The following is an 18,884-nucleotide window of genomic DNA, read 5'->3' on the forward strand; positions in this document are numbered from 1 at the left end:
TGGCCGCCTTTTTTGATGGCGAACGCAGAAATGGTTTATAACTTTTCCGCCGGACCGGCGGTATTGCCCAAGGAAGTGCTGCAACAGGCGGCCGACGAGATGCTGGACTGGCATGGCAGCGGCATGTCGGTCATGGAGATGAGCCATCGCGGCAAGGAGTACATGTCCATCATCGAAGCCGCGCTGGCCGACGTGCGCGCGCTGATGAACATCCCAGCCAACTACAAGGTGCTGTTCCTGCAGGGCGGGGCGATTGCCGAAAACGCCATCATCCCCATGAACCTGGCGGCCCTGCGTTCACCGGCCGGCAAGCACGAAGTGGGCGTGGCCGACTACATCAACACCGGTTCCTGGTCGACCAAGTCGATCAAGGAGGCAGGGCGCTACTGTACCGTCAACGTGGCGGCTTCCTCGGCCGACCGCAAGTTCGCCAGCATTCCGGCGCGCGGTGACTGGAAGCTCTCGCGCAATGCGGCCTATGTGCACATCTGCAGCAACGAGACCATCGACGGCGTCGAATACCAATACACCCCCGAGGTTGCCGCCGATACCGACGGTGCGCCGCTGGTAGCCGACATGTCTTCGCACATCCTCTCGCGCGAGGTCGATGTCTCGAAGTACGGCGTCATCTATGGTGGCGCGCAGAAGAACATCGGCCCGGCCGGCGTGACCATCGTCATCGTGCGCGAAGACCTGCTGGGTCACGCGCTGCCGTTCTGCCCCTCGGCCTTCGACTGGAAGATCGTGGCCGACAACGACTCCATGTACAACACCCCGCCGACCTACGCGATCTACATCGCCGGCCTGGTGTTCCAGTGGATCAAGCGCCAGGGCGGCGTGGCTGCGCTGGAAGCGCGCAACATCGCCAAGGCCGGGCTGCTCTACGGCTACCTGGACAGTACCGATTTCTACAGCAACCGTATCGCAGCCGATTGCCGTTCCCGCATGAACGTGCCGTTCTTCCTGCGCGACGAGTCGCTCAATGACACTTTCCTGGCCGGCGCCAAAGAGCGCGGCCTGCTGCAGCTGAAAGGCCACAAGTCGGTCGGCGGCATGCGTGCATCGATCTACAACGCGATGCCGATCGAGGGCGTACAGGCCCTGGTCGATTATCTGAAAGACTTCGAAAAGCAGCACGGTTGAACCGCACCTGACCGGGCAGCTTGCCCGTGCAGTGCCGGCCTTCGGTCGTGCGCCATGCCAACGCCATGCCAAGAGCGCCGCAGGCCGGCCTTCGCGCCGGAGTGCGGCTGCAGACACTGAAAGAGCAAGATGAGTGACGACAAGTTGCTGCCCCTGCGCCAGAAGATCGATGCCATCGATGCGCAAATCCTCGACCTGCTGAACCAGCGCGCCCGCGTCGCGCAGGAAGTGGGTCACGTCAAGGCCGAGACCAATGCCCCCGTGTTTCGCCCCGAGCGCGAAGCCCAGGTGCTGCGCCGCGCCGCCGACCGCAATCCCGGCCCCTTGCTGGGAACCGATATCCAGACCATCTTCCGCGAAGTGATGTCGGCCTGCCGCGCGCTGGAAAAACGCGTGGTCGTGGCCTATCTCGGCCCCGAGGGCACCTTCAGCGAACAGGCCGTGTACCAGCAGTTCGGCCACGCCATCGAAGGACTGCCCTGCGTGTCCATCGATGAAGTGTTCCGCGACGCCGAAGCCGGCACCGCCGATTTCGGCGTGGTGCCCATCGAGAATTCCTCCGAAGGCGTCATCAACCGCACCCTGGATCTGCTGCTGCAGACCACGCTGACCATCAGCGGCGAAGTCTCCATCCCCGTGCATCACAGCCTCATGACCGCCGACGGCAAGATGGAGGGCATCACCCGCATCTGTGCACACTCGCAGGCCCTGGCCCAGTGCAATGCGTGGCTGAATATGAACTATCCTTCGATCGAACGCCAGGCGGTGGCCTCCAACGCCGAGGCGGCGCGCATGGCAGGTGAAGACAAGAGCGTGGCGGCCATCGCCGGCGAGATCGCCGGGCAGAAGTACAACCTGCAGACCGTCAACGCGCACATCCAGGACGACCCGCACAATCGCACCCGCTTCGCCATCATCGGCCGTCTGCGTACGGCGCCCTCCGGCCGTGACCAGACTTCCATCGTGCTGTCGGTGCCCAACAAGGCGGGGGCGGTCTACAACCTGCTGGCGCCACTGGCGCGTCATGGCGTGTCGATGACGCGCTTCGAGTCGCGACCGGCCCGCATGGGCGCGTGGGAATACTATTTCTACGTCGATCTGGAAGGTCACGAGCAGGACGAGAAGGTCGCCCAGGCGCTGGAGGAACTGCGCCAGAATGCCGCCTTCTTCAAGCTGCTGGGTTCCTATCCGCTGGGCCTGTAAGTGCCGGCCGTCCTGACACCTTTACCGTCCGAGTCCACCGTGTTCAAGAAAGTCGTCATCTTCGGCGTGGGCCTCATCGGCGGCTCGTTTGCCCTGGCGCTGCGCCGTGCCGGTCAGGCCGACCACATCGTCGGTGTCGGTCGCTCCCTGGTCAGCCTGGAGCGCGCCCGTGAACTGGGTCTCATCGATACCGTCGCCACCGACCCGGCGGCTGCGGTCGAGGGGGCCGACCTGATCCTGCTGGCCGCCCCGGTGGCCCAGACCGAAACCATCCTGGCCTCGATTGCCCCGTACCTGAACCCGCAGGCCATCGTCACCGACGCCGGCAGCACCAAGGGCGACGTGGTCGCCGCAGCCCGCAAGGCGCTGGGTGCGCGCATCGGCCAGTTCGTCCCGGCCCATCCGATCGCCGGGCGTGAACAGCATGGCCCGGAAGCCGCCCTGGCCGACCTCTACGAAGGCAAGAAGGTGGTCATCACCGCCTTGCCCGAGAACGCCGCACGGGACGTGGAAACGGTCGCCGCCGCCTGGCGCGCCTGTGGTGCCATCATCCACCGGCTTTCGCCGCAGGAGCATGACGCGGTGTTCGCCTCGGTCAGCCATCTGCCGCATGTGCTGGCCTTTGCGCTGGTGGACGACATCGCCGCCAAGCCGCATGCGGACACGCTGTTCCAGTATGCGGCCAGCGGTTTTCGCGATTTCACCCGCATCGCCGCTTCTTCGCCCGAGATGTGGCGCGACATCACGCTGGCCAACCGCGATGCCCTGTTGACCGAAGTCGATGCCTATCTGGTGCAATTGCAGGCCATCCGCGAGATGATTGCCAATAGCGATGGCCCCGCACTGGAACAGGTCTATGCCAGCGCCCGCGATGCGCGCCAGCAATGGGCCGCCGCCATCGAGGCGGCCGAGCGCAAGAATGGCTGAGCCCGCCTGGCCGGCAGAATACTGAAACTTTGCGTGCCGCTGCGGCGGCCCGATTCATCCACCGAAAACGAATCACGATGAAACAGCCTTCCTACCCCCGTCATATCGACCTGGCTCCGGTGCACCACGTGCAAGGCACGGTCAAGCTGCCAGGCTCCAAGAGCATCTCCAACCGCATCCTGCTGCTGGCGGCGCTGTCCGGCGGTACCACCCGTATCTTCGACCTGCTGGCCTCCGACGATACCCTGGTCATGCTGATGGCCTTGCAGACCCTGGGCGTGAAGTGGGAGCAGATCGAAGGCACCCAGGATTACATCGTGCATGGCGTCAACGGCGTGCTGCCGGTGCACCAGGCCGATCTCTTCATGGGCAATGCCGGCACTGCCATCCGCCCGCTCACCGCGGCGCTGGCCGTGCTGGGTGGCGACTACACGCTGCACGGCGTGCCGCGCATGCATGAGCGCCCCATCGGCGACCTGGTTGACGCCCTGAATGCGGTGGGCATGCGCATCGACTACACCGGCAACCCGGGTTATCCACCGCTGCATATCCGTCGTGGCCAGTTGACTTCCTCGCGCATGAAGGTGCGCGGCAATGTGTCCAGCCAGTTCCTGACCGCCTTGCTGATGGCCGCGCCCTTGATGGCGCGCGAAGAGGCGATGCAGATCGACGTGGTCGGCGAGCTCATTTCCAAGCCCTATATCGAGATCACGCTGAACCTGATGCGCCGCTTCGGCGTCGAGGTCGAGCGTGATGGCTGGCATCAGTTCATCATCCAGCCCGGCCAGCACTACCGCAGCCCGGGCAGCATCCACGTGGAGGGCGATGCGTCCTCGGCCTCCTACTTCCTGGCGGCCGGCGCCATCACCGGCGGCCCGATCCGGGTCGAAGGGGTGGGCCGCGACAGCATCCAGGGCGATGTGCGCTTCGTCGAGGCGCTGCAGCAGATGGGGGCCACCATTACCATGGGTGAGAACTGGATCGAGGCCTCGTCCAATGGCCCCTTGAAGGCCATCGAAGCCGATTTCAACCATATTCCCGACGCCGCCATGACCATCGCCGTGGCCGCGCTCTATGCCGACGGCCCCAGCACCTTGCGCAATATCGCCAGCTGGCGCGTCAAGGAAACCGACCGCCTGGCTGCCATGGCCACTGAGCTGCGCAAGCTCGGCGCCGAGGTGGAGGAGGGCGCCGACTACCTGAAGGTGACGCCGCCGGCCGAGATCGGCAGCGCCGCCATCGACACCTATGACGACCATCGCATGGCCATGTGTTTCTCCCTGGCATCGCTGGATGGTGCATTGCGGCGTGGCAACCGGGTGCGCATCAATGACCCCAAATGCGTGGCCAAGACCTTCCCGGATTACTTCGACGTCTTCAAAAAGATTGCCGAGCAAACCTTGATCTGATAAACCCTGTAGTAACGAGAAATTGCGCTAAATTATTCACTGATAAAGGGTTCAGGCCATGGAAAAAGCAAAGATACCGGTCATCGCCATTGATGGTCCCACCGCCTCGGGCAAGGGCACCGTGGCCCAGAAGGTGGCCCAGCAACTGGGTTTCCATTACCTGGATTCGGGCGCGCTGTACCGCCTGACGGCGCTGTCCGTGCTGCGGCGCGGCATCGCCCTGGACGACGAGCATGCGCTGGCCAAGGCGGCCGAGCACCTGCACTGCCATTTCGATGGTGCCCACATCTTCCTGGCCAATGAAGACGTGACCCAGGCCATCCGTGCCGAAGAGGTAGGCAATACCGCCTCCCGCATCGCCGCCCTGATCACCGTGCGCCAGGCCTTGTATGCCCTGCAGTTGTCATTCAGGAAATCCCCCGGCCTGGTGGCCGATGGTCGCGACATGGGTACTGTCATCTTCCCCAACGCCCGTCTGAAGGTGTTTTTGACCGCCAGTGTGGAAGCGCGCGCCACAAGACGCTATAAGCAATTGATTGACAAGGGTTTTTCTGCTAATATCGAAGACCTCTCCAGAGATTTGAAGGAACGTGACGAACGCGACATGAGTCGCTCGTCGGCCCCCTTGAAGCCTGCGGAGGGCGCATATCACCTGGATACATCCGACATGACCGCTGACGAAGCGGTGCAGCAGGTACTCAGCTGGTACGCTGCCCTGGGGCATTGAAAGCGCTTGAATCTGCTTGAAAAAGCGCTTTTCGCTGCCATCATGGGCAAGTCCTTGTTGTACCCGTAGTGCCATTGGTGCCCGGCAGATGCAAAGTCTGACGGGTGTTGATAAACCTAACCCAGTATCCATGCCATCGGCGGCAACGCAGGCGGCAGTGCAAGTCGGGACGATTGCATCGTACGGATACCGGCCAATCTTTCTTACTTTCTTTTATGTCTACCACTACCGTTATCGCTGCAGGTGTTGATACCTCCAGCGAATTTGCTGCTCTGTTTGAAGAATCGCTGTCGCGTCAGGACATGCGTTCGGGTGAAGTCATCTCGGCAGAAGTCGTGCGCCTGGATCACAACTTCGTGATCGTCAACGCCGGCCTGAAGTCGGAAGCATTCATCCCTGTTGAAGAATTCAAGAACGACAACGGCGAAGTCGAAGTCAACGTCGGCGACTTCATCTCCGTTGCGATCGAATCGCTGGAAAACGGCTTCGGCGACACCATCCTGTCGCGCGACAAGGCCAAGCGTCTGGCATCGTGGCTCTCGCTGGAAAAGGCGATGGAGTCCGGCGAGATCGTCACCGGTACCGTCAATGGCAAGGTCAAGGGCGGCCTGACCGTTCTGACCAACGGCATCCGTGCCTTCCTGCCGGGTTCGCTGGTCGACACCCGTCCGGTCAAGGACACCACCCCGTTCGAAGGCAAGACCCTGGAATTCAAGGTCATCAAGCTGGATCGCAAGCGCAACAACGTGGTTCTGTCGCGCCGTGCCGTGATCGAAGCCTCCATGGGCGAAGAGCGCGCCAAGCTGATGGAAACCCTGAAGGAAGGCACCGTCGTCACCGGTATCGTCAAGAACATCACCGACTACGGTGCGTTCGTTGACCTGGGTGGCATCGACGGCCTGCTGCACATCACCGACCTGGCATGGCGTCGCGTGCGTCACCCGTCGGAAGTGCTGTCGGTTGGCCAAGAGATCACCGCCAAGGTCCTCAAGTACGATCAAGAGAAGAACCGCGTCTCCCTGGGCGTGAAGCAACTGGGCGACGATCCGTGGACCGGTCTGTCGCGTCGCTACCCGCAAGGCACCCGCCTGTTCGGCAAGGTCACCAACCTGACCGACTACGGTGCATTCGTGGAAGTCGAACAAGGCATCGAAGGCCTGGTGCACGTCTCCGAAATGGACTGGACCAACAAGAACGTGGCCCCGAACAAGGTTGTCCAGCTGGGCGACGAAGTCGAAGTCATGGTTCTGGAAATCGACGAAGAGCGTCGTCGTATCTCCCTGGGCATGAAGCAGTGCAAGCCGAATCCTTGGGACGACTTCGCCATGAGCCACAAGAAGGGCGACAAGGTCAAGGGTTCCATCAAGTCGATCACCGACTTCGGCGTGTTCATCGGCCTGCCGGGCAACATCGACGGCCTGGTGCACTTGTCCGACCTGTCCTGGACCGAAGCTGGCGAAGAAGCCGTGCGCAAGTTCAAGAAGGGCGACGAGCTGGAAGCCGTTGTTCTGGCCATCGACGTGGAGCGCGAACGCGTCTCCCTGGGCGTGAAGCAACTGGAAGGCGACCCGTTCAACAACTTCGCCGCCCTGAACGACAAGGGTGCGTTGGTGACCGGTACCGTCAAGTCGGTTGAGCCCAAGGGCGCCGTGATCCAGCTGAACGACGAAGTCGAAGGCTACCTGCGTGCATCCGAAATCTCCCGCGACCGCGTGGAAGATGCCGGTACCCACCTGAAGGTTGGCGATTCCGTCGAAGCCCTGGTCATCAACATCGACCGCAAGGCCCGCAGCATCCAGCTGTCGATCAAGGCCAAGGACAACGCCGAGACCCAGGAAGCCATGCAGAAGATGTCGGCTGACTCCAACGCTGCTTCGGGCACCACCAGCCTGGGCGCGCTGCTGAAGGCCAAGCTCGACAACAAGAACTGATCTTCCGGTCACGATGACGAAGTCGGAGCTGATCGCCCGTCTGGCTGAGCGTTATCCGCAACTTGTCGCCAAGGATGCGGATTACGCGGTCAAGACCATCCTCGATGCCATGGTCGACGCACTTGCGACCGGCCAGCGCATCGAGATCCGTGGTTTTGGCAGCTTCGCGCTCAACCGCCGTCCGCCGCGTATCGGCCGCAATCCCAAGTCTGGCGACAAGGTGATGGTTCCCGAAAAACGGGTGCCGCACTTCAAGCCCGGCAAGGAATTGCGCGAACGCGTCGATGCGATGGTCGGCCAGCCAATCCGCGAGGATTGAACCGGCTTGGCCTGTGACCAGGCAGTTCTTGTCGCCAGCTTCATTGATGGCGATGTCAGGCTGCAGTAATCGTTGACGCCTTGCACCTGCCCAGCGCACGCTGAGCGGGTGTAAAGGCAGATCAACAAAATGAACGGCATCTTTGGATGCCGTTTTTTTTCACGTACAATCCGCATTTGACCTGGATTGACCTGGAAAGCGAGCGAAACAGGCCCGATTTTTCCGGCCAGCGCAATAATTGCGATCCGGCACGCCCCGCCGCGAGGTGCGCAGGCGGCCTTCCGGGCAGCACACTGACCCGCCAGAAAGGATTACGCCATGAAAATACTCTCCCGATTGATCGCGGCCATCCTGTTCGTGTTCTTCTTTTTCTTCGCCCTGCGCAACACCCAGGAAGTGACCATGCACTTCTTCCTCGGCTATGAGCGCAGCGACCCGCTGGTGCTGGTCCTGCTGGCCTTCTTCGTGGTCGGCGCGGTCCTGGGCGTGCTGGCCATGGTGCCGCTGGTCTTGCGCCATCGCCGTGAAGCCTCGCGCTACAAGAAGACCCTGGCCCAGATCCAGAAGGCCCAGGAAGACCTGGTCCAGGCACAGGCCCAGCCGCCACAGCCCGACAGCGTGATCACCGCGCAGCACATCCTCTAATTGCCCCTCTCTCTTTATGGAATTTGAATTTTGGTGGTTGCTCGGCATCCCGGTCTTCTTCGGACTCGGATGGATTGCCGCGCGGGTTGACATCAACCAGTTGCTGTCCGAATCGCGTACCCTGCCACGCGGCTATTTCAAGGGCCTCAACTTCCTGCTCAACGAGCAACCCGACAAGGCCATCGACGCCTTCATCGAAATCGTCAAGCTGGATCCGGAAACGGTAGAACTGCACTTTGCCCTGGGCAACCTGTTCCGCCGCCGTGGCGAGACCGAACGCGCCATCCGCGTGCACCAGAACCTGCTGGCGCGCCCGGACCTGCCGGCCGAGCACCACGGACATGCCCTGTATGAACTGGGCCAGGATTATCTGAAGGCCGGCCTGCTCGACCGCGCCGAGGAAACCTTCAACAAGCTCATCGACACCCCCTATAGTGCCCAGGCCGGTCGCGCCCTGCTGGAAATCTACCAGCGCGAGAAGGAGTGGACCCGCGCCATCGCCGCGGCCGAGATCCTGCAGGCTACCGGCGCCGGTGGGCGCCAGCGCGAGATCGCCCAGTTCTATTGCGAACTGGCTGCCGACGAACTGGTGCGCACCAATACCGACGCCGCCATGTCCCTGCTGGACAAGGCCCTGGCCGCTGACCGCAAGAGCGTACGCGCCACCATGCTGATGGGCGACGCGCTGCGCGCCCGTGGCGACATCGAGGGCGCGCTGGAAACCTGGCGCCGTGTGGAGCACCAGAGCGTGCCGCATACCGCCCTGGTGGCGCAGCGCCTGATGGATGGCTATATCGCCGTGGGCCGCCCGCAGGAGGGTATCAACCTGCTGCGCGCCTACCTGGCCGAAGCGCCGTCGATCGACTTGCTGGAAGTGGTCTTCAAGGCCGTCCTCGACGCCGATGGCATCGACGCCGCCAACGTCCTGGTCAGCGACGAGCTGCGTCGTACGCCCACGCTGCTGGGTCTGGACAAGTTCCTGGAAGCCCGCATGATGAGTGCGCCCCAGACCGTGCGTCCCGAGCTGGCGGTGGTCAAGACCCTGGTGCATGGCTATACCCAGAAGCTGGCACGCTACCAGTGCAGCCACTGCGGTTTCAAGGCCCGCCAGTTCTATTGGCAATGCCCGGGCTGCAGCCAGTGGGAGACCTATCCGCCGCGCCGCACCGAAGAACTGAACGTTATGAACTGAACGTGATGAATCAAGGCCGCATGGCCGTACCTGACACTCTGGATCTACCATGAAAATCACCATCATCGGCACCGGCTACGTTGGCCTGGTGACCGGCGCCTGCCTGGCCGAACTCGGCAACGATGTGTTCTGCCTGGACCTCGACCAGCGCAAGGTCGACATCCTCAACAACGGCGGCATCCCCATCCACGAACCGGGCCTGGAAGAAGTGGTGGCGCGCAACCGTGCTGCCGGCCGCCTGCAGTTTTCCACCGACGTGGCCGCCAGCGTGGCCCACGGGGATATCCAGTTCATCGCGGTGGGTACTCCGCCCGACGAAGACGGCTCGGCCGACCTGCAATACGTGCTGGCCGCTGCCCGCAACATCGGCCGTCACATGGAAGGCTTCAAGGTGGTGGTCGACAAGTCCACCGTGCCGGTGGGTACGGCTGACCGCGTCAAGGCCGCCATCGCCGAGGAACTGGCACAGCGCGGCAAGACCGATGCCAGCTTCTCGGTGGTCTCCAATCCGGAATTCCTCAAGGAAGGCGCAGCGGTAGAAGACTTCATGCGGCCCGACCGCATCGTGATCGGTCACGATCAGAGCGCCGATGGCCAGCGCGCACAGAAGCTGATGAAGAAGCTCTACGCGCCCTTCAACCGCAACCATGAGCGTACCTACTGGATGGACGTGCGCTCGGCCGAATTCACCAAATACGCCGCCAACGCCATGCTGGCCACGCGCATTTCCTTCATGAACGAGCTGGCCAACCTGGCCGATCGGGTAGGTGCCGACATCGAGTCCGTGCGTCACGGCATCGGTTCCGACCCGCGTATCGGTCACAGCTTCCTGTATGCCGGCTGCGGCTATGGCGGCTCCTGCTTCCCCAAGGATGTGCAGGCGCTGGAGCGCACCGCCCGCGACTACGACCAGGAACTGCTGATCCTGCAGGCCGTCGAGCGTGTCAACGATCGCCAGAAGCACGTGCTGGGCAAGAAGATCGTCACCCGCTTCGGCGAAGACCTGGCGGGCAAGCACTTCGCGATCTGGGGGCTGGCCTTCAAGCCCAATACCGACGACATGCGCGAAGCGTCATCGCGGGTGCTGATCGGCGAACTGGTACGACGCGGCGCCAGCGTGGCCGTCTACGATCCGGTGGCCATGAAGGAAGCCGGCCGCGTGCTGGAACTGGACTTCGCCGACGATACGCAGCTGCTGCAGAAGATCCGCTTCGCCGCCTCGCCCAACGACACCTTGCAAGGCGCCGACGCCCTGGCCATCGTCACCGAATGGAAGGCCTTCCGCAGCCCTGATTTCGAGCGCGTCAAGGCGGTACTGAAGACCCCGGTCATCTTCGATGGCCGCAACCTGTTCGATCCGCAGCTCATGGCCGACAGCGGCATCGAATACTACGGCATCGGCCGCACTCTTCAAGCGCGTGGACAATAACGTGAACAAGGACCTCTCTTCCGCCTGGGATTCCGCCCGCATCCTCATCGTGGGCGATGTCATGCTGGACCGCTACTGGTTCGGCGAAGTCAACCGCATCTCTCCCGAAGCCCCGGTTCCGGTGGTGCGCGTGGAACGCCGCGAGGAGCGCCTGGGTGGCGCCGCCAACGTGGCACGCAATACGGCCAGCCTGGGAGCCAGGACGGCGCTGCTGGGCGTCACCGGCGACGACGAACCGGCGCGCGTGATGGAGAACATGCTGCGCGAGATGGGCATCGACAGCCACCTGAACCGCGACCCCAGCATCGCCACCATCGTCAAGCTGCGCGTGATCGGCCGCCAGCAGCAGCTGGTGCGCATCGACTTCGAAGAGGCGCCTACCGATACCGTACTGCGCGACAAGCTGACCCAGTTCAACTCGCTGGTGGCCGATTACGACGTCATCGTCTTTTCCGATTACGCCAAGGGCGGGCTGGTCAACGTCGCCGAGATGATCGCCACCGCGAAGAAGTTGGGCAAGCGCATCCTGGTCGATCCCAAGGGCGACGATTTCACGCCCTATGCCGGTGCCTCCATCCTCACGCCCAACAAGTCGGAGATGGTGCGCATCGTCGGCCAGTGGAAGAACGAGGAAGACCTTACCGCACGCGCCCAGAAACTGCGTACCGAACTGGACCTCGAAGCCTTGCTGCTGACCCGTTCTGAAGAAGGCATGAGCTTGTACCGCGATGGCGAAGTCACTCACTTCCCCACCATGGCGCGTGAAGTGTTCGACGTCTCTGGCGCAGGCGATACCGTCATCGGCACCCTGGCCGTGATGCTGGGCGCAGGCGCTTCGCTGGTGGATGCCGTCACTATGGCCAATCGTGCCGGAGGCATCGTGGTCGGCAAGCTCGGTACCGCTACCGTGACCCGCGAGGAATTGCTGGCGGGGTGATTTGAGAGCGGTTTTCTAGCTGGATTACTGTCAACAGGCTGCTGTGACTTTCGTTGAGGATGGGCAGCGCATTTCCGGATGCGCTGCCCTTTGTTTTTTCCCTCAATCCAGAAAGTCGAAAGGACGCATCATGTTAAAGAAAACCCTGTTGTTCATACTGAGCTTTTTCGTCGCCACCGGTCTCGCGCTGGCCGAGGTGGACGTCAACAAGGCTGATCAGGCCGCCCTCGATGGCGTACGCGGAATCGGTCCCTCCATGTCCAGGCGCATCCTGGATGAACGCCAGAAGGGCGGCAGCTTCAAGGACTGGAGCGACCTGCAGGCGAGGGTCAAGGGCATCAAGGACAAGGCCGCCGCCAAGCTGTCCGCCAATGGCCTGACGGTGAACGGTCAGCCTAAGGCCGGAGCGTCCGGCGACGCGGTGGCCCGCTCGGGTAAAGCCGCCAAATCCCCGCGCGCTGAGAACAAGGGCAAGGAGCCCGCCGCCAAGGCTGACAAGATGGCCGAAGAGCCGGCGGCCGCCAAGAAGTGACGGCTGGAAGTTGCTGATCCGGGGAAAGCCTTCGTAGCAAGGGCATCCGCAGGATGGCACGACAGCGTCGATGGGTCTGGCGCCTGACGGCGGGCCGAGGTAGGGGAGGCCTGCTGTTCGATGTCAGGCAATGGGAAGCGGGCGAGGGCGATGTCCGCGCTTCTTGTGCATAACTAAATCTTGTTTCTCGAAAAATTTGGGGTTAAAGTGAGCCGCAGCCTGCCGTTAACCAGGGCAACCACGTCCATCTGCGTTGATGAATCATGATAATTGCCGAGCTCCCCGTCAATGAAGCTGCCCGCATCGACGCCCTGCATTCGCTGCGCATCCTCGATACGCCCAGGGAAGAGCGCTTCGACCGCCTGACCCGCCTGGCGCGGCGTCTGTTCGATGTACCGATGGCGGTGGTGACGCTGGTCGACGTCCATCGTCAGTGGTTCAAGTCCTGCGTGGGACTGGGCGATGCCACCGAGACCTCGCGTGACGTTTCCTTCTGCGCCCATGCCATCCTGAGCGAAGACCTGACCATCGTTCCCGACGCCCGGCTCGATGCGCGTTTCGCCACCAATCCGCAGGTCACCGGCGAACCCTTCATCCGGTTCTACGCCGGGTGTCCCATCAAGAGCGAAAGCGGCTTCACCCTCGGCACCCTGTGCCTGGTCGATACGGTCCCCCGCAGTTTCGATGTCGATGAGCAATTCCTGCTCAAGGACCTGGCTGCCATGGTCGAACAGGAACTGGCTGCCGTGAAACTGGCCACCATCGACGACCTCACCGGGGTCTCGAACCGGCGCGGCTTCGAGGCGCTGGCCCGGCACGCCCTGGCCAACGCCCGGCGCATCGGCCATGCCGCCTGCGTGCTCAATTTCGACCTGAACCATTTCAAGCAGATCAACGACCGCTTCGGGCATTCCGAAGGCGATCAGGCGCTGACCGATTTCGCCGGCCTGCTCATGGCCAACCTGCGCGAATCCGATGTCATCGGGCGCCTGGGCGGTGATGAATTCGCGGTTTTCCTGACCAATACTTCCCTGGACGATTCGGTCGTCGTCCTGCAGCATCTGCAGCAGGCGGTGCAAGCCTTCAACCAGAGTGGCCAGCGCCAGTATCAGCTGGACTACTGCGTCGGTGCGGTGCAGTACGATCCAGAGCAGCACCCTGACCTGGCTGCCCTGCAGCGCGACGCCGATGCAGCCATGTACGAGCGCAAGAAGGCGCGCCGCGCCGCGACCTGATCCGGCCGGCAGGGGCTGGCGGCGGCAGTGCATGCAGGCAAAGGCGATACGGGCGGCGAAATAGCTTAAAATGCCCCCCTGAGCCAAAAAGCCGACTGCAGCCACCTCATGTCCTATCAAGTTCTCGCCCGTAAATATCGTCCCCGCAGCTTCGACACCCTGGTAGGCCAGGAACACGTCGTGCGCGCGCTGACGCACGCGCTGGAACAGCAGCGGCTGCACCACGCCTATCTGTTCACCGGGACCCGTGGCGTAGGCAAGACCACGCTCTCGCGCATCCTGGCCAAATCGCTCAATTGCGTCGGCCCGGATGGCAACGGCGGCATCACCGCGGCTCCCTGTGGCGTGTGCGAAGCCTGCGTGGCCATCGATGCCGGCCGCTTCGTCGATTACATCGAGATGGACGCCGCCTCCAACCGCGGTGTGGACGAGATGGCGCAGTTGCTGGAACAGGCCATCTACGCGCCGTCCAACGCCCGCTTCAAGGTCTACATGATCGACGAAGTGCACATGCTCACCAACCACGCCTTCAACGCCATGCTGAAGACGCTGGAAGAGCCGCCCGAGCACATCAAGTTCATCCTCGCCACCACAGATCCACAAAAGATTCCCGTGACCGTGCTGTCGCGCTGCCTGCAGTTCAACCTGAAGCAGATGCCGCCCGGCCACATCATCAGCCATCTCGACAACATCCTGAACCAGGAAGGCATCGCGTTCGATCCCCCCGCGCTGCGCCTGCTGGCGCAAGGGGCGTCGGGCTCCATGCGCGATGCGCTGTCGCTGACCGACCAGGCCATCGCCTATGCCGCCGGCCGGGTCACCCTGGAAGCCGTGCAGGGCATGCTGGGCGCGCTGGACCAGTCCTACCTGATCCGCGTCCTCGACGCCCTGGCCGTGCAGGATGGCGCCGCCCTGCTGGGTGTGGCCGACGACATGGCGACCCGCAGCCTGTCCTACAATGCCGCACTGCAAGACCTGGGGACGCTGCTGCACCAGATCGCGCTGGCGCAGGCCGTACCCGCTGCACTGGCCGAGGACCTGCCCAACCGCGAAGATATCCTGCGCCTGGCGACCCAGTTCAGTCCCGAGCATGTGCAGCTGTTCTACCAGATCGCCGTGCACGGCCGCAATGAACTGGGCCTGGCCCCCGACGAATACGCCGGCTTCAGCATGACGCTCTTGCGCATGCTGGCTTTCCGCCCGGTCAGTGCCACTGGCTCCGGCCCGGTGCCTGGCGCTGCAGCACCGACTGCGGCCCGCCCGGCCGCACCGCGCCAGGCGGCCCCGCTGATGGCGCCGCAAGCGGCCGTGACCAGTGCCCCGGTCGCCCGCGTGCAGGCCCCGGCAGCAGCGCCAGCGCCGACCGTGCCGACTGCACCGATTGCGCCGGCCGCAGCAAACGCATCCGCAGCACCTGCAACAGCTTCAGCCGCATCTGCTACGCGTGCCGCCCCTGCAGCCCCGGCATCGGCCCGCGAGGCAGCGCTGATGGCAGCCCGCGTCGGCAAGAACGGCAAGGCTCCCGCTGCTCGTCCGACACCCGCGCCGACACCGGCGTCGGTGCCTGCAGAGGTCGCTGCGCAGGCGGCTTCCGCCCCGGCTGCTTCGGCTCCCCGTGCCGCCGCGCCGCTGGCGTCGGACGTGCCGGACATGCCCGAACCACCGCCCTTCGACGCCATCCCGCCCTGGGAAGAGGATGCACGCGTGGACACGATGCCACCCGCTGGCTTCGCGGCTGAAAAAAAAACTGAGCCCGCTGTCGCCGTCGTACCGGCTGCACCGGCCGCGCCCGCCGCACCCCAGCGCCCGGCCGCCACACCCGCACAGCAGCAGGAAACCGCCCGCATCGCCGCTGAACTGGGCTGGGACGGCCATTGGCCCAGCCTGGCCGCCAGCCTGGCACTGCGCGGCGTGGCCCATCAGATGGCGTTCCAGAGTGAACTGGTGCGCTGCGAAGCGCTCAATGGCGGCAATGTCTGCTTCCACCTGCGCATTCCCCTCGATACCCTGCGTTCCTCGGGCAGCGTGGAAAAACTGGTGGCCGCCCTGTCAGAACGCTTCGGCAAGGAAATCCGCGTGGAGACCGAACTCGGCGCCGTCGCCGACACGGCCAACGCAGTGGCCGAAGCCGAGCGCGCCGAGCGCCAGCGCAAGGCCGAACAGAAGATGACCAGCGACCCCTTCGTGATGACCATGATGCGCGAATTCGGCGCCACCATCGTGCCGGGGTCGATCCAGGCGTTGTGAAGCAGGAACGGAAGGGTCGACCGGATTGCCGGGCGCTTCCGCAAACGCGATAGAATCCCGTGAAATTGAAACAAGGAGCATGAGCATGATGAAAGGTCAACTCGCAGGTCTGATGAAGCAAGCACAGGCCATGCAGGACAACATGAAGAAGGCCCAGGAACAACTGGCCAATATCGAGGTGGAAGGCCAGTCCGGTGCCGGCCTGGTGAAGGTCGTGATGACCTGTAAGAACGACGTCAAGCGCGTCTCCATCGATCCGTCGCTGCTGGCTGACGACAAGGACATGCTGGAAGACCTGGTCGCCGCAGCCTTCAATGACGCCGTGCGCAAGGCTGAAGCCACCGCCCAGGAAAAGATGTCCGGCGTCACGGCCGGCATGCCGATGCCCCCGGGCTTCAAGATGCCGTTCTGAGGTCGGTGCGGCCCGCGCATGCATGCCGGGCCGCCACGATCACTGCGGTAAAGCAAGACATCCATGATGTTGACGGAATGCACGATTGTTTAGGGGATGCACCATGTTCATCGTCTCGATCACGTACACCAAGCCGGCAGGCGACATCGACTCCCTGCTGACCGCGCACAAGAAATTCCTCAACCAGCAATATGCCGACGGCGTGTTCCTGATGTCGGGCCGCAAGGTCCCGCGCACCGGCGGCATCATCATTGCCGACTGCGCCGATCGCGCCGAGATCGAAGCCATCATGGAATCCGATCCCTTCTTTATCGGGGGCGTGGCCGAATACGACATCATCGAATTCGTCCCCTCGATGACCGCCGAGGCGCTGGAAGCCTTCCGCTATTCCGTAGACCGCAATTGAAAACGCCCTCCAGTCTCACCGTCCTCACCGAATCGCTGCGCCGGCTCCCCGGCATCGGGCCCAAGACCGCGCAGCGCATGGCCTACCACCTGCTGCAGCACGATCGCGACGCCGCTGCCGAGCTCAGCAAATCGCTGGCGCAGGCGCTCGATACCATCCGTCATTGCGCGCTGTGCAACACCTTCACCGAGCAGGTCATCTGCGAGACCTGCCAGGACAGCCAGCGCGACCATACCCAGCTCTGCGTGGTGGAGTCGCCCTCCGACCAGGTCATGATCGAGCAGACGCTGACCTTCAAGGGCCTGTATTTCGTCCTCATGGGGCGCCTCTCGCCGCTGGACGGCATCGGCCCGCGTGACATCCATCTCGAAAAGCTGATCACCCGCGCCACTGATGGCGTGGTCACCGAAGTGGTGCTGGCCACCAACTTCACCAACGAAGGCGAAGCCACCGCCCACTACATCAGCGAGACCCTCAAGGCCCGTGGCCTCAAGGTCAGCCGCCTGGCACGGGGCGTCCCGGTCGGCGGCGAGCTGGAATACGTGGATGCCGGCACCATCGCCCGCGCCATGCTGGACCGCCGCACGACGTGAGGCCGGGCAGGTTTTCAGATGAAAAACTTGCAGGCATGAGGTCGACGATGAAGGTCAAAATGCGCGACATCCAGTCCATGCTGCAATAGAATGACGACTGCCAGCCGCCCGCTACCCCCGGAGGCTGCCGCAGGCGACAGCGCAGCAACCCTGCGCGCCGGACTGCACACCAACCCACGCATTTCAGGACACTGGCCACTACCCGACAAGAGCCAGGTCCGGCATCACGATCAGGAGGAGATCACCGGATCGGCCGCGCCGCAGCGCGTCAGCCATCCGGTGCAAGTACGATGAGCACTGGCACATCCAAGCCCGGCCCGCTGGCCGGCATCAAGGTACTGGAACTGGGGACGCTGATTGCAGGCCCGTTCTGCTCGCGCATGCTGGCCGAATTCGGCGCCGACGTGATCAAGGTCGAAGCCCCCGGCAATGGTGACCCGCTGCGCCAATGGCGCGTGCTCAAGGATGGCACCTCGCTGTGGTGGTCGGTCCAGGCCCGCAACAAGAAGAGCATCACCCTCAACATGAAGGACGAGCGGGCCCAGGAAATCGCCCGCAAGCTCGCCCTGGAGGCCGACGTCATCATCGAGAACTACCGTCCCGGCGTGCTGGAAAAGTGGAAGCTCGGCTATGAAGACCTCAGGCAGATCAACCCTGCCACCATCATGGTGCGCCTGTCCGGCTACGGCCAGACCGGCCCCTTGCGCGACCTGCCGGGCTTCGGCGCCATCGGCGAATCGATGGGCGGTATCCGCTACGTCTCCGGCCACCCGGATCGTCCACCGGTGCGCATCGGCATCTCCATCGGCGACTCCATCGCTGCCCTGCACGGCGTCATCGGCGCCATGATGGCGCTGCGCCACCGCGACGTCACAGGCGGCCGCTGGAACGGCAAGCAGGGTGACGACAGCGTCGCCGGCCAGGGGCAGATGGTGGATGTGGCGTTGTATGAGGCCGTCTTCAACATGATGGAATCGATGGTCCCCGAGTTCGACTTTGCCGGCGTGGTGCGCGAGCGCACCGGTGGCGCGCTGCCCGGCATCGTGCCCTCCAACACCTACACCACGGGCGACGGCATGAACATCGTCATCGCCGGCAATGGCGACGCCATCTTCAAGCGCCTGATGACTGCCATCGGTCGCGACGACATGGCCAGCGACCCCGGTCTGGCACGCAACGACGGTCGCGTCCCGCGTACCGCCGAGATCGACGCCGCCATCCAGCAGTGGTGCAGCACGCAGAGCATCGACAATGCCCTGACCACGCTGCAGGCGGCCGATGTCCCGGTCGGCAAGATCTACTCGGTCAAGGACATGATGAGCGACGCCCAGTTCCTGGCGCGTGACATGTTCGAGCAGCACCAGTTTGCCGACGGCACGCCGGTCAAGCTGCCCGGCATCACGCCCAAGATGTCCGAGACACCCGGCCAGACCAAGTGGCTCGGTCCCGAGCTGGGCGCCCATAGCGATGAAATCCTGCAATCGCTGGGGTATGATGAGGCCCACATCAAGATGCTGCGCGACCACGGCGTGGTCTGAGCGGCACGCGACGGTAGCGCAATCTGCACGGGATTGCGGACCAACACTGCACAGGCTGC

Annotated in this window: 19 protein-coding genes; all 19 read left to right on the plus strand. The window is 63.5% G+C overall.

What is annotated here, in order from left to right; genetic code table 11:
* Positions 1-30 precede the first annotated feature (30 nt).
* The 19 genes from serC (at position 31) to HBH1_RS07820 (ending at position 18,825) form a co-directional block, all read left to right on the plus strand.
* Positions 31-1,143 carry a 3-phosphoserine/phosphohydroxythreonine transaminase gene (serC, locus tag HBH1_RS07735; protein WP_006462113.1) on the plus strand — a complete coding sequence of 371 codons (1,113 nt, stop codon included), beginning with the start codon at positions 31-33 and terminating at the stop codon, positions 1,141-1,143.
* Positions 1,144-1,272: 129 nt separating this feature from the next.
* Entirely contained in the window at positions 1,273-2,346 is a 1,074-nt protein-coding gene (pheA, locus tag HBH1_RS07740; protein WP_102662249.1) for a prephenate dehydratase, read from the plus strand.
* Between the two features lie 39 nt (positions 2,347-2,385).
* Positions 2,386-3,273, plus strand: coding sequence for a prephenate dehydrogenase (locus HBH1_RS07745; RefSeq protein ID WP_102662250.1), 888 nt, complete (start codon positions 2,386-2,388; stop codon positions 3,271-3,273).
* Between the two features lie 77 nt (positions 3,274-3,350).
* The gene (gene aroA, locus HBH1_RS07750) at positions 3,351-4,682 is read left to right on the plus strand and encodes a 3-phosphoshikimate 1-carboxyvinyltransferase (RefSeq protein ID WP_102662251.1); all 1,332 of its coding nucleotides are present in this window, start codon (positions 3,351-3,353) and stop codon (positions 4,680-4,682) included.
* A 58-nt stretch (positions 4,683-4,740) separates the two neighbouring features.
* Positions 4,741-5,409 carry a (d)CMP kinase gene (gene cmk, locus HBH1_RS07755; protein WP_102662252.1) on the plus strand — a complete coding sequence of 223 codons (669 nt, stop codon included), beginning with the start codon at positions 4,741-4,743 and terminating at the stop codon, positions 5,407-5,409.
* 215 nt (positions 5,410-5,624) lie between these two features.
* Positions 5,625-7,340: a 30S ribosomal protein S1 gene (gene rpsA / locus HBH1_RS07760; protein ID WP_077235498.1), complete on the plus strand. Its 1,716-nt coding sequence runs from the start codon at positions 5,625-5,627 to the stop codon at positions 7,338-7,340.
* Positions 7,341-7,353: 13 nt separating this feature from the next.
* Positions 7,354-7,659: an integration host factor subunit beta gene (locus tag HBH1_RS07765; protein WP_006462119.1), complete on the plus strand. Its 306-nt coding sequence runs from the start codon at positions 7,354-7,356 to the stop codon at positions 7,657-7,659.
* A gap of 318 nt (positions 7,660-7,977) precedes the next feature.
* Positions 7,978-8,304: a LapA family protein gene (locus HBH1_RS07770; RefSeq protein ID WP_039874393.1), complete on the plus strand. Its 327-nt coding sequence runs from the start codon at positions 7,978-7,980 to the stop codon at positions 8,302-8,304.
* Between the two features lie 16 nt (positions 8,305-8,320).
* Complete coding sequence (lapB, locus tag HBH1_RS07775; protein ID WP_039874394.1) at positions 8,321-9,496, plus strand: lipopolysaccharide assembly protein LapB; 1,176 nt, start codon at positions 8,321-8,323, stop codon at positions 9,494-9,496.
* Positions 9,497-9,545: 49 nt separating this feature from the next.
* The gene (locus HBH1_RS07780; RefSeq protein ID WP_102662253.1) at positions 9,546-10,925 is read left to right on the plus strand and encodes a UDP-glucose dehydrogenase family protein; all 1,380 of its coding nucleotides are present in this window, start codon (positions 9,546-9,548) and stop codon (positions 10,923-10,925) included.
* A gap of 1 nt (position 10,926) precedes the next feature.
* The gene (gene rfaE1, locus HBH1_RS07785) at positions 10,927-11,862 is read left to right on the plus strand and encodes a D-glycero-beta-D-manno-heptose-7-phosphate kinase (RefSeq protein WP_077235501.1); all 936 of its coding nucleotides are present in this window, start codon (positions 10,927-10,929) and stop codon (positions 11,860-11,862) included.
* A 130-nt stretch (positions 11,863-11,992) separates the two neighbouring features.
* Positions 11,993-12,394, plus strand: coding sequence for a ComEA family DNA-binding protein (locus HBH1_RS07790; protein WP_102662254.1), 402 nt, complete (start codon positions 11,993-11,995; stop codon positions 12,392-12,394).
* 263 nt (positions 12,395-12,657) lie between these two features.
* On the plus strand, positions 12,658-13,629 hold the full coding sequence (locus HBH1_RS07795) for a GGDEF domain-containing protein (RefSeq protein ID WP_102662255.1): 972 nt from the start codon (positions 12,658-12,660) through the stop codon (positions 13,627-13,629).
* A 108-nt stretch (positions 13,630-13,737) separates the two neighbouring features.
* Positions 13,738-15,876, plus strand: coding sequence for a DNA polymerase III subunit gamma/tau (locus HBH1_RS07800; protein WP_102662256.1), 2,139 nt, complete (start codon positions 13,738-13,740; stop codon positions 15,874-15,876).
* A gap of 85 nt (positions 15,877-15,961) precedes the next feature.
* Entirely contained in the window at positions 15,962-16,288 is a 327-nt protein-coding gene (locus HBH1_RS07805) for a YbaB/EbfC family nucleoid-associated protein (RefSeq protein WP_006465014.1), read from the plus strand.
* A gap of 103 nt (positions 16,289-16,391) precedes the next feature.
* Positions 16,392-16,694: a YciI family protein gene (locus HBH1_RS07810; protein WP_102662257.1), complete on the plus strand. Its 303-nt coding sequence runs from the start codon at positions 16,392-16,394 to the stop codon at positions 16,692-16,694.
* A complete protein-coding gene (gene recR / locus HBH1_RS07815) occupies positions 16,691-17,287 on the plus strand; it encodes a recombination mediator RecR (RefSeq protein ID WP_006465016.1) in 597 nt (198 codons plus the stop codon). The genes HBH1_RS07810 and recR overlap by 4 nt, the downstream gene beginning before the upstream one ends.
* A 90-nt stretch (positions 17,288-17,377) precedes the next feature.
* Entirely contained in the window at positions 17,378-17,581 is a 204-nt protein-coding gene (locus HBH1_RS24865; protein WP_146012828.1) for a hypothetical protein, read from the plus strand.
* Complete coding sequence (locus HBH1_RS07820; RefSeq protein WP_102662258.1) at positions 17,578-18,825, plus strand: CaiB/BaiF CoA transferase family protein; 1,248 nt, start codon at positions 17,578-17,580, stop codon at positions 18,823-18,825. Before HBH1_RS24865 ends, HBH1_RS07820 begins: the two co-directional genes overlap by 4 nt.
* Positions 18,826-18,884 lie beyond the last annotated feature (59 nt).

This window comes from Herbaspirillum sp. BH-1, assembly GCF_002870055.1.
GTDB classification, from domain to species: Bacteria; Pseudomonadota; Gammaproteobacteria; order Burkholderiales; family Burkholderiaceae_D; genus Herbaspirillum; species Herbaspirillum frisingense.

What these genes read in the sequence shown, in the direction of transcription:
- serC (WP_006462113.1), top strand. Translation starts at nt 31, where the DNA reads ATGGTTTATAACTTTTCCGCCGGACCGGCGGTATTGCCCAAGGAAGTG.
- pheA (WP_102662249.1), top strand. Translation starts at nt 1,273, where the DNA reads ATGAGTGACGACAAGTTGCTGCCCCTGCGCCAGAAGATCGATGCCATC.
- aroA (WP_102662251.1), top strand. Translation starts at nt 3,351, where the DNA reads ATGAAACAGCCTTCCTACCCCCGTCATATCGACCTGGCTCCGGTGCAC.
- cmk (WP_102662252.1), top strand. Translation starts at nt 4,741, where the DNA reads ATGGAAAAAGCAAAGATACCGGTCATCGCCATTGATGGTCCCACCGCC.
- rpsA (WP_077235498.1), top strand. Translation starts at nt 5,625, where the DNA reads ATGTCTACCACTACCGTTATCGCTGCAGGTGTTGATACCTCCAGCGAA.
- HBH1_RS07765 (WP_006462119.1), top strand. Translation starts at nt 7,354, where the DNA reads ATGACGAAGTCGGAGCTGATCGCCCGTCTGGCTGAGCGTTATCCGCAA.
- HBH1_RS07770 (WP_039874393.1), top strand. Translation starts at nt 7,978, where the DNA reads ATGAAAATACTCTCCCGATTGATCGCGGCCATCCTGTTCGTGTTCTTC.
- lapB (WP_039874394.1), top strand. Translation starts at nt 8,321, where the DNA reads ATGGAATTTGAATTTTGGTGGTTGCTCGGCATCCCGGTCTTCTTCGGA.
- HBH1_RS07780 (WP_102662253.1), top strand. Translation starts at nt 9,546, where the DNA reads ATGAAAATCACCATCATCGGCACCGGCTACGTTGGCCTGGTGACCGGC.
- HBH1_RS07790 (WP_102662254.1), top strand. Translation starts at nt 11,993, where the DNA reads ATGTTAAAGAAAACCCTGTTGTTCATACTGAGCTTTTTCGTCGCCACC.
- HBH1_RS07795 (WP_102662255.1), top strand. Translation starts at nt 12,658, where the DNA reads ATGATAATTGCCGAGCTCCCCGTCAATGAAGCTGCCCGCATCGACGCC.
- HBH1_RS07800 (WP_102662256.1), top strand. Translation starts at nt 13,738, where the DNA reads ATGTCCTATCAAGTTCTCGCCCGTAAATATCGTCCCCGCAGCTTCGAC.
- HBH1_RS07805 (WP_006465014.1), top strand. Translation starts at nt 15,962, where the DNA reads ATGATGAAAGGTCAACTCGCAGGTCTGATGAAGCAAGCACAGGCCATG.
- HBH1_RS07810 (WP_102662257.1), top strand. Translation starts at nt 16,392, where the DNA reads ATGTTCATCGTCTCGATCACGTACACCAAGCCGGCAGGCGACATCGAC.
- HBH1_RS24865 (WP_146012828.1), top strand. Translation starts at nt 17,378, where the DNA reads ATGACGACTGCCAGCCGCCCGCTACCCCCGGAGGCTGCCGCAGGCGAC.
- HBH1_RS07820 (WP_102662258.1), top strand. Translation starts at nt 17,578, where the DNA reads ATGAGCACTGGCACATCCAAGCCCGGCCCGCTGGCCGGCATCAAGGTA.